Here is a 16,117-nt window from a genome sequence, read left to right on the forward strand (position 1 = left end):
CTTCCTTTCTATACACTTTATTTCTTACCAAAATACTTCTCTTTCCATGCTTTATAAAAAGGAGGATTATCCCAAATAAGCTGATAATTCATATCTACAAAAACCTGCACAGAATGGCCTGTAGCTATCAAAGTATTATCTACGGCATCGTGTATCTCGTAATCGAAAACTATTTTTGCCGACTCTGTAGGACGATATATTATATCTATACGAGGAGTTAAACCATACTTTATAGGCTTCTTATAATGAATGCTTAGCTCTACTAAGGGTGCAAAATAGCCTTCATCGAAGAAATTCATATATTCCAATCCATATTTTTTGCCAAAAGCCTCACGAGCATCTTCAAAGTAAAGAGGGTAAGAACCATGCCATACAATATTCATAGAATCTACTTCACTAAAACGTATCTCAAACCTTTTAGACTCTTTTAGCTCTGTCATTTCTCTGTCTCCATTCCTTTTACGGCTATCTTTATATCTGTCGTTGCGAGTATCTTATCATTACTCTTTATAATAGCACTTGCTAAAGTCATACCAAAAACCTCTTCCTTTATCTCTACCTTTGTAGTAATTACATCGCCTATCTTAGGCAAAGAGATAATATCAAAGTTGCGCACTGCTCCGATAAAGCCTAACTGAACACTTTTCTTTAAAATATATTTATTAACATAACCTATACGAGCAGCACAACTCTGAGCTATGTTCTCCATCAGACCTGATGCCGAAAAACAACCATTATCCACAAAAATATTCCCAGCCTTAACCTCTGTTTCTGTTATAGTAACCCTCTTATCAAAATGTATAAGGCTACCTATCATCACAAAAGGCTCTTGCTGAGGCAGGAGTTCGTGAACGTCTATCTTGCGAAGATCTTGCTCTAATGGATTATTTACATCAAAATAGATCATAATATATATAAACACTAAAAGTATTTATCATGCCCAAAAGTCGTAAAAATTATACCACTGCTGAGGATATTGCTCAAGCCTCTTTTCCAGCTCTTTGGCATAGCTATCAGCCAATTGCTGCATCTGCGTATTACGAGATACTGTTTTGTCATATTTCAAAGATGAAACATAAACAGTATATCCCATAGCCGATGTCTTAAACACGTTAACTGCTATAACTTCCATTCCACGCATTGTAGCTACCGAGAAAGGTCCCATGGGCAGCTTTGCCTTTTTACCCACAAACATTGCTTCCAATACCTTATGCGAACCTATAACACGATCGGCAGGCATACTGACAATCTCGTTATTAGAAAGAGCTTCGTTTATCTTAAACAAATGGCTCATATCATGCTCTACAGGTATCATACGGATATTAGTATGATCAAATATTTCTTTCCTACCATTCATCACCGTAGCCTTCTCGCTGCCATAAACTAAAGCATTCACACGCTTCTTATCTGCCACTAAGGTATAACCCGCTATCTCGTAACAACCCACATGAGCACTAAGCATCATGAAGCCTTCGTCCTTATCTGCCAGGCAAGAAAAGTCTTTATAACCTTTCACTGTTACCTTAAAGCGCTTTCCTGCAAACATAGCAAACCTATCTATCACAGTCTGACCAAACAAACAGTGATTAATATACGTAGACCACGCTGCATGAAGCTTACTATATCCCCGTCGCTCACGAAAATAACGATAAGCAGTTACTCTGCTCTTATTAATGATAAGACAAACGGGAATAACAAAAACAGCAGTAAAAGCATATAGCAACCTAACATCTACATACCTTAAAATGCTTACCAAATGGTTATGCATCCAAGCTGTGCCAAAGGTAGTATTAGCTTTCACCCTTTTACCCTACCTTGCTCTGTATATAATCGCAAAACTGCTTCAAGGTTGTTACGCCTTGCATCTCTTCTGGCTTTATTTTAAAACCAAAATTCTTCTCCACGATAACAACAATATCCACAAAGTCAAGACTATCTATGCCAAGATCGTCCTTAAGACGAGCCTCTGGAGCTATCTTGTCTTCTTCTATTTCCAAATCCTCAACGAGGAAGTTTCTTACCTTTTCTTCAATTTCTGTTCTTTCCATTTACTTCTTTTTTTATTATATTTTCTTTACTTCTAATATAGTGTGTCCTTGCCCAATATTATCATGTGTAGCTACCACTTTCATACCTGATTTCTCTATTTGCTTAATAAGATCATCAGAGTGATACATCTTGCTATTACCGTTTGCCATAACCGTAAAATAAACACTGGTCATGGTAAGACACAGCGAAGCAGGTTCATACTTCTGTCTATCCCAGAAAGTCTCCATAATATATAATGTGGTAGCAGACGTCATCACCTTAGCTGCACGCTTTAGAATGCTACATATATCTTCCTCTGAAAAGCAATCGAGAAACTGGCTCATCCATATTGCGTCCCAGCTACCTTGTGGCAGCTCGTTGCACTCTTCAAGGATATTAGTAGGATAACCACTTATCCTTTCTGCACCATTCTTACCTTTTATATTATTCTGCATCATGCCTATCTGTCCCGGAAGATCCACAATGGTAACATTAACGTCCTTATCATGATCTACACAACGAAGAGCAAACCGCCCTGTGTTACCTCCTACGTCCATTACATGCTTAACTGTATTCTTGCCAAAGACTATCTCTAAAGCTGTATCGAAAGAATTATCACTATAAAAATGGTCGAACCCAAACCAGCTCCGCTGCACTTGCTCATCTAGCTTAGATAGCCCCTCATATATAGTGTGCCAATCTCCAAGTGTTTTAAGACCTGCAGGCTTACCCTCTTTAAGAGCCTCATCAAGGTAAAACATTCCACGATAGTTTACATCATGATTAAAGTCGATATTAACCCGAGTGGCAGGGTCAGTAAGCAAGAACCAACCAGTCTTAGAAATAGTATAACAATCGGTGGTTTTATCTATCAATACAGTGCCTATGCTAAGCGATGCCTCTAATAATATCTTGAGAACATACTCCGACAAACCTGTCTTTTGCTGCATATCAGCAAGTGTCATACCGCCTACACTATCGCGCAGATGATCCAAAATACCCCACCTTATCATAAGGCGGGATACTTGAAATATAATTGGTGCCCATGCTATATACTCTGCCTGACGCTGAGCCTCACGAGCCGACAAATGCTCCTTTGTATATCTATCACTTTCAGATTTGAAAAGATTCATAATTTTTATATACGTTAAGAATGCTTCTTATATATATATATCTTTACTTTAGTTTTGCTACACGCTCTGCTAAGTTGAAAAAAGTTTTTCCAAAACATTCTCTTGGCACTAAATCCTTTCCATCTTCAGCCTCGTCAATAGTTATCTTTACTAACGATTCCTTTGTCTTAACATCTACTATCTCAAGGCTTCCCCACATCTTAGCCTCATGTTTAGGAACAAAACTCATTACTGAAAAGTAACGATCTATACATGTTACTTTAAGGATAAACTTATATGTAGCCTCTGAAGCATCTTCTGCTAATTTTATTTTTTTAGATTTTCCATTAAAACCTTTTATAAAGCTCTTCTCACAATCAGACAAGACAAAGTCATAATCCGTACCGAGTTTCTCCTTTAAGTCTTTATCTTTATCATATTTTGCTTCACTCCAGTCGAAGACTATTAAAGCCTTTCCTTTCGACCTCATTATTGTAGATAGATTTTTCTTTCCTTCTATTGCCTTTAAAGGATTACTTGCCATTGCTACTATGCTACATAATAGAAGGCACATGGTCATAAAAAAGTTTTTCATTGTTAAAAAAATGTTTTATTATTAAATAGTTATTTTATTTTTTTTATTATTAATGCCGAGTTGGTACCACCAAAACCAAAGCTATTGCTAAGCACCGTATTAACCTCTGTGTCTATAGTCTTTGCTGCTATATTCAGCTTAGAAGAATACTCGTCAGGATTTTCAAAATTGATATTTGGTGCTACAAAGTTATCTTGCATCATTAATGTGCTATAAACTATCTCTGAAGCACCTGCCATCCAGCATTCATGACCCGTCATACTCTTTGTAGAAGATATTAAAGCGTGCTTACCTTCAAACATTCTATTTAAAGCTATAGCCTCATACATATCGCCTTGATGAGTGCTCGTAGCATGAGCGTTGATGTAATCTATATCATCTACGCTTAAACCTGCCATAGCTAAAGCTCTGCTCATAGCTATCACGCTACCATCATCGGAAGGCTGACTAATACCTCCACCATTACTTGAAAAGCCATAACCCACTACCTCCGCAAGGATATTAGCACCCCTTGCCTTAGCATGATCATAATCCTCTAACACCAAAGAGGCTGCACCACCACTTGGTATTAACCCATCACGATCACGATCGAAAGGTCTGCTCGACTTCGTTGGCTCGTCCATTCTTATAGAAAAAGCTCCAAGAGCATCAAAAGAAGCCATAGAATAATAGTTAGTTTCCTGAGCACCACCACAAAGCACCATGTCCTGCAAGCCTTGCTTTATCATCATAAAGCCCAAACCTATAGAATGGCTACCACTGGCACAAGCAGAGCTAACGGTAAAGTTTACCCCACGCAAATGGAATATAGTACTAAGATTCATGTTCACAGTAGAATTCATCGACTGAAAGATAACACCATACCCTAACATAGCCGAGTCGTGTTTCTCGTCCATTATCTTTGAAGCCTCTATTACTGGCTTTGCAGAAGAGTCGTTACCAAAAATACAGCCCACCTCGTTCTTTAACAAGTATTCATCTGATACACCTGCTTGAGAAAAAGCCTGCAGACTAGACATATAAGCATATTTCGCCTCTTCAGACATACCTGCACGAGTATGCCTATCCAGCATTTTCTTTGTTATAACAGGCTCTTCCACTATCCCTGTAAGAGCCGAACGGTAACCATACTCTAAACGCTCCTTCTGAAGACCTATGCCAGACTTGCCTGAACGCAACGACAACTTAACAGCTTCAAGGTCTGTACCTAAGCAAGACCAAATGCCCATTCCGGTAATAACTACTCTTCTTTCCATCTATATTCTGTTTCTTACGCTTAACTTTCTTTAATAGCTTTTCTTTCTTTAATAGCTTTTCTTCTTTTTCCTCTTATGTATATAAACCTCCATTAATACTAATTACCTCGCCCGTAATATAAGCAGCATCGTCAGATGATAAATATTCTACCAGTGATGCTACCTCCTCAGAAGTACCAAACCTACCCACAGGCACCAGCTTCTTTAGCTCTTCCTTTGGTAAGTCTTGCGTCATGTCAGTATCTATAAAGCCGGGAGCTACAGCGTTTACCGTTATGTTACGCGGAGCTACCTCTAAGGCTAATGCCTTTGTAGCACCTATTAAAGCAGCTTTTGCCGCACTATAATTTACCTGACCTGCCATGCCCTTTAGCCCTGAAAGAGAAGAAACGTTTATTATCCTGCCTCCATGCTTACGCGGCATCATGTGCTTTAGCAAACGCCTCGTAACATAGAAAAAACCATTTAAGGTAATATCAAGCACTTTTCTCCACTCCTCATCGGACATCATAAACATAACATTGTCCCTACGAATGCCCGCATTGTTTACCAACAACGAGATATACTCACCCTGATGATTTTCCTCCCAAGAGCTAAGAGCCAAATCTGTCTGTTTACTATCGGAAACATCAAAAGGTAAAAGCTCTGCACTGCCTCCCTGTGCCTCTATCAAAGCCTTTACTTCGTTTGCCTTGTCAGCCCTCGAACAGTAATTGATTATTATTTTATATTTAGAAGATAAGCGCAATGCTATAGCACGACCAATGCCACGTGAAGCCCCTGTTATTAAAGCATATTTCATATTTTTTGTCATCTTTTCTAATCTTTTATAAAGCACCACTTAAATGTCATAAGCAGCAAGTAAAGAAAAAAGCATTTTTATACATATTTAATTTATTTGCAAATGTATATAAAAAAACAGAAAAAACAGAAAACATTTTGGCTTTTTTCGATGTAAAAACGACATTCATTACAGCAAGCATCACCTTAACTTACATCACAAAAAAAGAAGTGTATATATTACCATTATCCCTATATAGCTCCTCTCGCTATGCAAAGACAAAAGTAAATATATAACATCCTCTTTATGTTATAACTCTTTAAAGTTCGAAGAACACTTTAAAATTTACTGCTATATTATCACCTGTATTTCCTAAAACTATTCCTCCTAATGCTACGTTAACAGCTTGCCCTTTTCTTCCTACACCTATACGAAGACCTGAAGATACTTCAGCATATACACCTGTAATTCCTGCCAAACTGTAACCTTCTTTTACTTCTATAAAAGGAGAAAACCTTTTACTTAATAAGTTATAACGAAAATGTGCATATACAGGAAGAAGATAATCTAATTCATCACGCTTATCAACTAATCTATAACGCTTATTAAATCGTTTATAAAACTTATCATAATATAATTCATAATCTAATTCATCACGCCCATCACCAGATATTTTTTTTAGGTAAGCAATACCTCCACCTAAGAAAATATGAGAATTAAACTGGTAACCATGACTTGTAAATACTGATGCTGACGACTCGTCGCCCTTCCAATATTGCACACCTAAACCTGCAAACCCTTTATAACCTCTTTTTGCAACACCAGCAGGCTCATCATCATCTTCGTCTTGAGATAAGCCATTTACCTCTTTTGTAATCTTGCTTATATCCTTATAAACAAGCATATTACCCTCTTGTGCTTGCATCTTAACAGGCTCGTTTGATACCATGTCCATACTTGTACCATTTAGAACGCTACCATCTTTAAGGCAAACCTCCTCTTGTGAGCTTCGTGCCATACCCGCTAATGTAAAACCTAACATAAGCGCAGCGAATAAAACCTTTTTTGACATAATGAAAATATTATTTAGTTAAACTTATATATATTTATATCGCTGCAAAGATACACTTTTTTAAAAAAAGAATTTACCCCCCCATTTTTTAACTTTTCATAACATACGGGTGATAATTACACACACGTCTCTTAAAAGTTTACACCTTACAAGAGGGGTTACCGTTATAAACAAAAAGAAACATCATGGCTCAACCATCTCTTTTAAGTTTCTTTGCTTAACAGAAACAGACACATGCCTACCGTGCCGTGTGTTTACTACACTCATCAAGCTCCGAAATATCTTACCATGAGCAGAAGAATCTCTTATACCTTTATAAGCTATATAATAATGTATCATCTCATGTATTATAACATCGTCTAAAGCATCTTGTAAAAGGTCATAAGCCGTAGAAATGCTTATACGAAAGTCGTAATACTCTATATGTCCAAGCCTTACCTTCCTTTTATATGCCATCTGCCCTAACCTTGTCTTTGCTCGAGAGAGCTTTATGACGGGTATGGGCAGACAATCGTCAAAAATCTGATGATTATACTTTTTAAAACTTTCTTCTATATAAGAAACGCTTGCTATCATTAGTCGGAGAAAAAATAAAAGTCATATAACCCCTAAGAACGATTATATGACTTTTAGCTTATTCTTAAAATTGGCTTAACGTATAAAGGTATACCACCACTGCAGGAATGGCAAGCAAAGAGGAGTCGAAACGATCTAACATACCGCCATGCCCGGGCAAAATCTTACCACTATCTTTTACACCTATTGTTCGCTTAAAGAGGCTTTCCACCAAGTCGCCCCATGTACCAAACACTACTACTACCACACCTAAACCTATCCATACCATGATGTCCATACCCTTAGTTCCTGCGCCATTAGCTCCATAATGACCTATGAGAGCTGCCACGATAATGCTTAGCACACCTCCTCCTATGCTCCCTTCCCAGCTCTTTGCGGGAGAAATGCGTGGGAAAAGCTTATGCCTTCCTAATAACGACCCTGTGCAATATGCCCCTGTGTCGTTTGCCCAAAGCAATATAAAGACGCTTAAAGGTAAAAGCATATTTGCCGATCCTCCCACACTAACATCACCGTTTCCAAAGGCAAGTATGTTTATCAAAGACAGCGGAAAGGCTATATACATCTGTCCCAGCATGGTGTAAGCCCACGAGAGGATAGGACTCTCGTTTTTAAGATATAGCTCTGCCACAAAAAGATATATAACACAAAGTATATAAGGCACAAAAACTACAAAGCTACTCACCATACCCAGCTCTAAAACAGCAACGGCTAAAAAGAAATAAACACCTGCCACAGTAGATATAAAACGATTTATCCTTACGCCTTTTATCCCGTTTACCAGCCCTGCATATTCCCATATAGTAAGCCCTGTTATAAGGGCAAAGAGCCCTATCATAAAGTCGGCACGGGTAAAGCTACAAAGTATTACCACTACGAATAATATGCCAAAGACGGCTCGAGTAATAAAATTGCGCTGCTTATCTGTCATAGCTCCTACTCTCCTTTCTTATCATTATCTATACCACTACCTTCTTTAGAGCTTTCCTTAGACGATGCTCCTTCTAAAGGTGCTTGCTCTTGCTTAGAGCCTTCACCGTCCTGCTTAGCCCGTAAAGCTGCCTCATGCTCTGCCTGTGCCTGCTTTACTGCTTCTGGCATATCCTCTAACTTAGGCTGAGATGCCTTTTCTGCCTCCATAATCTCTTGCGAACGGCTCACCCAAGGACGTTTGCCAAATATCTCTTCTACGTCTTCTACCATTATCACCTCACGGTCAATAAGCACCTGTGCCAGCTTGTTATGACCCTCTTTATGCTCTGTAAGTATATCTTTAGCACGTTTATACTGCTCGTTTACCATTTTAAGCACTTCCTCGTCTATAACCTTTGCCGTTGTTTCAGAATAAGGTTTTTGGAAGCCGTACTCATCGTTGTTATAATAACATATATTAGGTAAACGCTCGCTCATACCTGCATAAGCTATCATTCCGAAAGCACTTTTTGTAGCACGCTCTAAGTCGTTCATAGCACCCGTTGAAATATGACCCGTAAAAAGCTCCTCTGCAGCCCTACCACCAAGCAAAGCACACATCTCGTCTAACATCTGTTCCTTTGTTGTTATAGGACGTTCTTCAGGCAAATACCATGCTGCACCTAAGGCTTGCCCACGAGGCACTATGCTCACCTTAATAAGCGGATTGGCATGCTCACAAAACCAGCTTATAGTGGCATGACCAGCCTCATGAAGAGCTATGGTGCGCTTCTCGTCAGCCGTTATTACCTTTGTCTTCTTCTCTAAGCCTCCCACGATACGGTCTATGGCTTCAAGGAAATGCTGCTTACCTACATGCTTATCGCTATGACGTGCTGCTATAAGCGCAGCCTCGTTACATACATTTGCTATATCTGCACCCGAGAAGCCCGGTGTTTGACGAGATAAAAGGTCTACGTCTACCGTAGAATCGTACTTTATCTTGCTCATGTGCACCTTAAAAATGGCTTTACGCTCAGGAAGGTCGGGCAAGTCTACATGTATCTGACGGTCGAAACGGCCAGCACGCAACAATGCCTTATCGAGCATATCCACACGGTTAGTAGCTGCCATGACGATAACCCCAGAGTTAGTACCAAAGCCGTCCATCTCTGTAAGCAAGGCGTTAAGAGTGTTCTCACGCTCGTCATTACCTCCCATAGAGGGGTTCTTTGAGCGGGCTCTACCCACGGCGTCTATCTCGTCTATAAAAATTATACAAGGAGCTTTTTCCTTTGCTTGGTGGAAAACATCACGAACACGGCTCGCACCCACACCTACAAACATCTCCACAAAGTCAGACCCGCTCATAGAAAAGAAAGGCACACCAGCCTCGCCAGCTACTGCCTTTGCCAGCAACGTCTTACCTGTTCCCGGCGGACCTATAAGCAATGCTCCCGCAGGTATCTTGCCTCCTAAGTCTGTATATTTACCCGGATTTTTCAAAAACTCCACTATCTCTTCCACTTCCTGCTTGGCTCCTTCCTGCCCGGCTACATCTTTAAAGGTGATGCCCATCTCGTTACCTCGCTCATATAGCTTAGCCTTCGACTTGCCTACACTGAAAACGCCGCCGCCGCCAGCACCGCCGCCCATCTTACGCATTAAGAACCACCAAACACCAAAGATTAATATCCACGGTATTAAGCTACCAAAAATATCAAAAAAGCCATTACTCGACTCGTTGTCATACCTAAAACTGCTTATCTTATGCTGTGCTATGGCTTGAGTAAGGAATGTCTCTAAATTGTCTACCGACCCGAATTGCACCGTAACGTATGGCGCATTACCTGTTTGCTTAGGACCTTGCTGAAAGATATCGCGTATGTGATTAGGTGCCACATACATCTTTAGCTCGTTTTTGGTCTTGTTTACTACAACACGCGTAGCATACCCCTTTTGCACATATTGCTTAAAGGCTGTATAGTCTTTTTCAGCACTTATGCTGGAAGAAAACAGTCCGTTTCCACCTCCTGAAAATGCTACTAATGCTAAAACGAGAATTACAAGCACATAGATCCACGTCATGTTAAATCGTGGCATCTTGGGCTTATTTGGCTTGTTGTTGGGTTTTTTATTGATCATTTCTTTTTATTGGTTTCAAAATAGGTTATAAACACTTATCTTAACGGCTTACCTTTAGCTTAATCGACATCTTGCACACAAGTTATCTTAGCATCAGCCCAAAGATGTTCCAAGTCGTAAAAAGCACGAGTTTCTGGCAGAAAGATATGCACTAAGACATCTACAAAGTCTATCGCCACCCACTGATTATTCCCCAGACCTACACAGCTTACAGGCTTCTCACCGGTAGTTTCTCTAACATAGTCGCTCACCGAGCCTGCTATAGCTTCCACCTGAGTGGGAGAACTACCCTGACAGATTACAAAATTACGACATATTGCGCCGTCTATATCTGATAGGTCTGCAATAACTATGCCACAACCTTTCTTGTCTTGAATACCTTTTATTATTAAGCTTACTAATCGTTTTGTTTCTTCCATCTATATATGTATATATAATATAATAAGTTACAAAGTTACAGTAATTAGCATGAAGTGCAAAATAAATTTATTTTATTTTACTTTTATAAAAGGTCTTATCACGTTTATAAAGGGCAAAACACTTTTTTTCCTATATTTTTTTCTTAAAATTTTGCGTTTTACGAAAAAAGATATAACTTTGCACCTGCAATCTTAACACAGATGCTTATCCAAACCTTGGGATATGGTGTAATGGTAACACTACAGATTCTGGTCCTGTCATTCCTGGTTCGAATCCGGGTATCCCAACCATAAAAGTAATTAATAGTCCTATCTGTTAATTACTTTTTTCTTATTCACCCAAACTTCCCTCTTCTACTCTTGACTCACACATAGACATATATAATAAGAAAGAAAGCCACATATAAAAGGGCTGAAACCTAAAGAATGGTCTCAGCCCTCACCTTATTATGGTTAAAAGCTATAATCGTCTTTACCGAGTGTTATATACCCTTACCCTTATAAGAGAACAGTCTTACTTTAGCAGCTCCACAGCCTTATCTACTGCGGCATCGATGTTAGAGGCATCTTTACCTCCTGCCTGAGCATAATGAGCCTGACCTCCGCCACCGCCCTTTATGAGCTGAGCTGCCTCACGTATAACCTTGCCAGCATTCTTTTTGCCCTCTTTCACCATGTCGTCGCTAAGCATAACGCTAATCTGGGGACGGTTACCACTAACCGAACCTAACACGCAAATGAGCTTACTGTCAAAGGCCTCACGCACCTTAAACACTATATCCTTAGCCGAAGAGCTATCTACCTCAAGCACTGCCTTTACTATATGAACGCCATCTACCTCTTTTGCCGATTCTATCAACGTCTTAGCATGGCGGGCAACACCCTGCTTGCGAAGGCTCTCCATGTCCTTCTTCATAGCTTCATGCTCTTCTATATATTTCTTTAAAGCTACCTTTAAGTCCTTAGGATTATTAAGCATCTGCTTAAGATCGCGCAAAGTATCTTCCTGAGTGTATATAGCCTCCTCGCTATTAGCACCCGTAAGAGCCTCTATACGACGAACACCTGCTGCTACACTGCTCTCGCCTACTATCTTAAAAAAGCCTATACTACCTGTCGATTTGGCATGAATGCCACCACAAAACTCACAGCTTGGACCAAAGCGCACCACTCTTACCTTGTCGCCATACTTCTCGCCAAACAAAGCCACAGCACCCATCTTCTTAGCTTCTTCTATAGGTGTGTCACGATGCTCATCACAGCTATAATCTGCACGGATAAACCCGTTTACTATCCTTTCTACCTTACGTAGCTCCTCGTCGGTAATCTTTTGGAAATGAGATACATCAAAGCGTAGCGTGGTCGGACTCACATACGAGCCCTTCTGCTCTGCATGCTCGCCCAAAACCTCCTTTAACGCATAATCGAGCAAATGGGTTGCAGTATGGTTAGCAGCACTTGCCTCACGCTTGTCAGTATCTACACAAGCCATAAAACTTGCCTCTACGTTCTTAGGAAGCTCCTCTATGATATGTATGCTCTGATTGTTCTCGCGCTTGGTATCTAACACATTTACCGTTTCCTGCTCACTTACCAGCACACCCTGATCGCCTACCTGACCTCCCATCTCTCCATAGAAAGGAGTGTTGTCAAGCACCACCTCATAGAAGGAATGCTTCTTTTGAGTTACCTTACGATAACGTAGTATCCTACATTCATACTCTGTATAATCGTAGCCTACAAAGGTCTGCTCGCCTTGCCTAACTATCATCCAGTCGCCATTTTCCGTTACAGCCGCATTTCGGGCACGTGCCTTTTGCTGAGACATCTCCATGTCAAACTGCTTCTCATCTACAGTGTAACCATTCTCACGACAGATAAGCTCCGTCAAATCGAGCGGGAAGCCATAGGTATCAAACAGGCGGAAAGCCTCTTTACCATCAAGACAGCTCTGCCCATGAGCCTTTAGCTCGTCCATAGCTCCGTTTAAAAGAGTTATACCCTTTTCTAATGTGCGTAAGAAAGAGTCTTCCTCCTCCTTTATGACACGCCCTATAAGCTCCTCTTGAGCCGATAGCTCGGGGTACGCAGCACCCATCTCGCTCACTAAGGTAGGTAAGAGCTTGTACATAAAAGCCTCGCGCTGATTAAGGAAAGTATAAGCGTAGCGCACACCGCGACGCAGAATACGACGAATAACATAACCTGCCTTTGCATTGCTTGGCAGCTGACCATCGGCTATAGAAAAGGCTACTGCACGCAAATGATCGGCTATGACACGCATAGCCACGTCTATCTTTTCCTGCTCTGTCAAGCACTCGCCGTCCTTTCCCGTAGGCGATGTAAAACCATACTTATAATTGCTTAAAGCCTCTATCCTCTTTATGATAGGCTGGAAAATATCTGTATCATAGTTAGAATGCTTGCCTTGCAGCATACGCACTAAACGCTCAAAACCCATTCCAGTATCTATAACATTCATGGCTAAAGGCTCTAAGCTGCCGTCCGACTTGCGGTTAAACTGCATAAAGACAATGTTCCATATCTCTATAACCTGAGGATCGTCCTTGTTCACTAAGTCGCGACCTAACACGCCATTACGCTCATCTAAAGGACGAGAGTCGATATGTATTTCCGTACATGGTCCACAGGGGCCAGTATCGCCCATTTCCCAAAAATTGTCGTGCTTGTTGCCGTTTATGATGTGATCCTTTGGCAAGTGTTTCGACCAATATTTTGCTGCCTCATCATCGCGAGGGATATTCTCGTCCTTGCTACCTTCAAACACAGTAACATAAATATCCTTCTCTGAAAGGTGAAGCACATCTACCAAATACTCCCAGGCATAGTCTATAGCACCTTCCTTAAAATAATCGCCAAAACTCCAGTTGCCTAACATCTCAAACATGGTGTGGTGATAGGTATCATGGCCTACCTCCTCTAAGTCGTTATGCTTACCACTTACACGAAGACACTTCTGCGAATCGGTACGACGGCGAGGCTCGGGCGATTTCGTACCTAAAATAATATCTTTCCACTGGTTCATACCCGCATTGGTAAACATCAGTGTAGGATCGTCCTTAATTACCATCGGTGCTGATGGTACGATAACATGTCCTTTCGACTCAAAAAACTTCTTATACGAGTCGCGGATTTCATTTGCTGTCATCATCTTTTTTATGTTTTAAATCTATATTTTCACTCAAAATAATTGCAAAGATACTGACTTTTGAGTATTTTTGCAAACAAAAAAGAAGCAGAACATATAAAAACATCTACCCTTTATCTATTTTGCCTAATGGGTTATATTTATATATATGTTCCACACTTCTATTATAAAATATTCTTAATTAACACTGTCTCGTCATGCAAGAAAGCCCTCAAAAGCTATACTATTCCATTAAGGAAGTGGCATCGGAGCTCAACGTTTCAGAAAGTATGCTACGCTATTGGGAGACCGAATTTCCACATCTACGCCCTAAAAAGAAAGGAAACGGAACACGCCAATATAGCTTAAAAGATATAGAACAGATAAAGATTATCTATAACCTTGTAAAGGTACGCGGATTTAAGATAGCTGCTGCACGTAAAATGATAAACGAAAACCGTAGCGGAGCAGAAAAAAGCCAGCAAGTATTAGGCACCCTTATCTCTGTACGCGACCAGCTTAAAGAGCTTAAAAAAAGGTTAGACCTCCTTACATAGAGCCCACACCTCTTTTATCTATCTGAAAAGAGAAAAGTTCACACTGCCATAACTTCTATGCTCTATGAAGCGAGCATGCCCAGAGAAGTCATTACCCTTACCATGCTCAAAGACTAACAAGCCCCCACTTTTAAGCAGATTATTAGACAGGATAAGTTCAGGCACAGCCTCTATATCAGGTAAAGCATAAGGAGGGTCGGCAAAAATAAAGTCGAACTGCCGCGTACAAGCCTTTATAAAACGCAGAGCATCACCCTTTACCAAGATGTCGTTATCTGCCTTTACCTTTTCTATACACTGCCCTATAAAGCGAGCATGATCCCTATCTTTCTCTACAGTAACTACCTCCTTACAGCCTCGTGAGAGCAGCTCTAAGGATATGCTGCCCGTACCTGCAAAAAGGTCGAGAGCCTCCATATCCTCAAGGTCCATATATCCCCTTATAACGTTAAAGATGTTCTCTTTAGCAAAATCGGTAGTAGGACGTGCCTTAAAGCTATGAGGCACATCAAAGTGTCTTCCTTTATATAAGCCTGTTATTATTCGCATCACTTCGCTCTTTTTATACGCTATCTCTGGTCTAAATATAACACCTTCTCGTCGTAATGCATAGCTTCCGGCATAGTGCCTCCACGCTTTTCTATCTCTTTTTCAAGCGTGTCTACATAAACACGAGAAAGAAACTTTTCTAATTCCTCCACAAGCCACTTCTCATAAGATACTTTCCCCATTATGTGAAGCTCGTCTTTTTCCACACTCATACCAAGCTCTCGCCACACAAAAAGCAAATAGTAAAGCGCATCATGACCATGACTACCATCGAAGGTGTTATTATATCTGAAACGAGTTTGCTGAAAGCTCACCACCTCCATGGTATGATCATGAAAATAAGCAAAGAGCTTACGCCTTTTGTTCTGATATGACAGCTTTTGCAAATAAGCCCATACAGGCTGCATAAGAGGCTGTATGCTTACCATGGGGAAGTGGTCGTCGATAACCATCTTCAAGTCTTTATTAATAGCCATGACAGCTTTCACACTAAGGCTCGGTAGCTCTACCTGCACTATCTCCTCATTTCCCTTTAACGAAAATGCCGACTTATATAACACCTCGCCATCGTTTTCCTCTGCCTCTTCCATAGGTATAAGCATAGCAGGAACGTCTAAAAGCACCAAAGCACACTTATAACCGCTCTGTAATAATTCCGACACTGAGAAAGCCTCACGCAGATTAGCTGCCACCGAGATGCCCTTATTAGTGTTATAAGGCTCATAAACAGCATACCCCTTCTCTATAGTTGTGCACACCGAGAAGCTCAAATCGCTCCGCCCTATACGTATGGTAAGGCGAAGACGCATATCTTTTACATCTGTGTCTGCTGCCATTTTAAAGTTGTTACATTTAATAAGATGCAAACTTACAATATTTTTTCCAATTACCTTTTACCTACTTTGACAAATATCACAAAACTGCGTCTTACATGCAAAATCTTACGCAAAAGTGGCTTTTTATCGAT

17 protein-coding genes and 1 tRNA gene are annotated in these 16,117 nt (G+C 40.4%); 2 read left to right on the plus strand and 16 right to left on the minus strand.

The window, feature by feature from the left end:
* Positions 1-17: 17 nt before the first annotated feature.
* The 13 genes from HMPREF9018_RS00580 to rsfS form a co-directional block, all read right to left on the minus strand.
* Positions 18-440, minus strand: a complete 423-nt coding sequence (locus tag HMPREF9018_RS00580; protein WP_008446634.1) for an acyl-CoA thioesterase — start codon at positions 438-440, stop codon at positions 18-20.
* Positions 437-907 (minus strand): hotdog family protein, encoded by a 471-nt coding sequence (locus HMPREF9018_RS00585; RefSeq protein WP_008446469.1) that lies wholly within the window; start codon positions 905-907, stop codon positions 437-439. The genes HMPREF9018_RS00580 and HMPREF9018_RS00585 overlap by 4 nt, the downstream gene beginning before the upstream one ends.
* A 27-nt stretch (positions 908-934) precedes the next feature.
* A complete protein-coding gene (locus HMPREF9018_RS00590) occupies positions 935-1,768 on the minus strand; it encodes an LpxL/LpxP family acyltransferase (protein ID WP_008446430.1) in 834 nt (277 codons plus the stop codon).
* A 37-nt stretch (positions 1,769-1,805) separates the two neighbouring features.
* Positions 1,806-2,048, minus strand: coding sequence for an acyl carrier protein (locus HMPREF9018_RS00595; RefSeq protein ID WP_008446605.1), 243 nt, complete (start codon positions 2,046-2,048; stop codon positions 1,806-1,808).
* A 15-nt stretch (positions 2,049-2,063) separates the two neighbouring features.
* The gene (locus HMPREF9018_RS00600; RefSeq protein ID WP_008446724.1) at positions 2,064-3,161 is read right to left on the minus strand and encodes a FlxJ family methyltransferase; all 1,098 of its coding nucleotides are present in this window, start codon (positions 3,159-3,161) and stop codon (positions 2,064-2,066) included.
* A gap of 43 nt (positions 3,162-3,204) precedes the next feature.
* Positions 3,205-3,735 carry a hypothetical protein gene (locus HMPREF9018_RS00605; protein ID WP_008446625.1) on the minus strand — a complete coding sequence of 177 codons (531 nt, stop codon included), beginning with the start codon at positions 3,733-3,735 and terminating at the stop codon, positions 3,205-3,207.
* A gap of 29 nt (positions 3,736-3,764) precedes the next feature.
* A complete protein-coding gene (locus HMPREF9018_RS00610) occupies positions 3,765-4,991 on the minus strand; it encodes a beta-ketoacyl-[acyl-carrier-protein] synthase family protein (protein ID WP_008446654.1) in 1,227 nt (408 codons plus the stop codon).
* A 73-nt stretch (positions 4,992-5,064) separates the two neighbouring features.
* The gene (gene fabG / locus HMPREF9018_RS00615; protein WP_039863837.1) at positions 5,065-5,793 is read right to left on the minus strand and encodes a flexirubin biosynthesis SDR family reductase FlxB; all 729 of its coding nucleotides are present in this window, start codon (positions 5,791-5,793) and stop codon (positions 5,065-5,067) included.
* A 298-nt stretch (positions 5,794-6,091) separates the two neighbouring features.
* Positions 6,092-6,844, minus strand: coding sequence for a hypothetical protein (locus HMPREF9018_RS00625; protein WP_039863842.1), 753 nt, complete (start codon positions 6,842-6,844; stop codon positions 6,092-6,094).
* A 183-nt stretch (positions 6,845-7,027) separates the two neighbouring features.
* Positions 7,028-7,420 (minus strand): SprT-like domain-containing protein, encoded by a 393-nt coding sequence (locus HMPREF9018_RS00630; protein WP_008446515.1) that lies wholly within the window; start codon positions 7,418-7,420, stop codon positions 7,028-7,030.
* Positions 7,421-7,484: 64 nt separating this feature from the next.
* A complete protein-coding gene (locus tag HMPREF9018_RS00635) occupies positions 7,485-8,351 on the minus strand; it encodes a phosphatidate cytidylyltransferase (protein ID WP_008446495.1) in 867 nt (288 codons plus the stop codon).
* Positions 8,352-8,356: 5 nt separating this feature from the next.
* Entirely contained in the window at positions 8,357-10,477 is a 2,121-nt protein-coding gene (gene ftsH, locus HMPREF9018_RS00640; protein WP_039863844.1) for an ATP-dependent zinc metalloprotease FtsH, read from the minus strand.
* 59 nt (positions 10,478-10,536) lie between these two features.
* Positions 10,537-10,896 (minus strand): ribosome silencing factor, encoded by a 360-nt coding sequence (gene rsfS, locus HMPREF9018_RS00645; RefSeq protein ID WP_008446690.1) that lies wholly within the window; start codon positions 10,894-10,896, stop codon positions 10,537-10,539.
* 217 nt (positions 10,897-11,113) lie between these two features.
* Between rsfS and HMPREF9018_RS00650 the strand changes: the two genes are divergently transcribed.
* A tRNA-Gln gene (locus tag HMPREF9018_RS00650) sits at positions 11,114-11,187 on the plus strand.
* Between the two features lie 223 nt (positions 11,188-11,410).
* Here HMPREF9018_RS00650 and alaS read toward each other — a convergent pair.
* Entirely contained in the window at positions 11,411-14,068 is a 2,658-nt protein-coding gene (gene alaS / locus HMPREF9018_RS00655; protein WP_039863845.1) for an alanine--tRNA ligase, read from the minus strand.
* A gap of 194 nt (positions 14,069-14,262) precedes the next feature.
* Between alaS and HMPREF9018_RS00660 the strand changes: the two genes are divergently transcribed.
* Entirely contained in the window at positions 14,263-14,601 is a 339-nt protein-coding gene (locus tag HMPREF9018_RS00660) for a MerR family transcriptional regulator (RefSeq protein ID WP_008446682.1), read from the plus strand.
* An 18-nt stretch (positions 14,602-14,619) separates the two neighbouring features.
* Here HMPREF9018_RS00660 and rsmD read toward each other — a convergent pair whose 3' ends face one another.
* Complete coding sequence (gene rsmD, locus HMPREF9018_RS00665) at positions 14,620-15,174, minus strand: 16S rRNA (guanine(966)-N(2))-methyltransferase RsmD (protein WP_262498005.1); 555 nt, start codon at positions 15,172-15,174, stop codon at positions 14,620-14,622.
* A complete protein-coding gene (locus HMPREF9018_RS00670; protein WP_008446566.1) occupies positions 15,171-15,986 on the minus strand; it encodes a DUF3822 family protein in 816 nt (271 codons plus the stop codon). The genes rsmD and HMPREF9018_RS00670 overlap by 4 nt, the downstream gene beginning before the upstream one ends.
* Positions 15,987-16,117: the final 131 nt, after the last annotated feature.

Origin of the sequence: Prevotella amnii CRIS 21A-A (genome assembly GCF_000177355.1) — a bacterium.
Taxonomy (GTDB): domain Bacteria; phylum Bacteroidota; class Bacteroidia; order Bacteroidales; family Bacteroidaceae; genus Prevotella; species Prevotella amnii.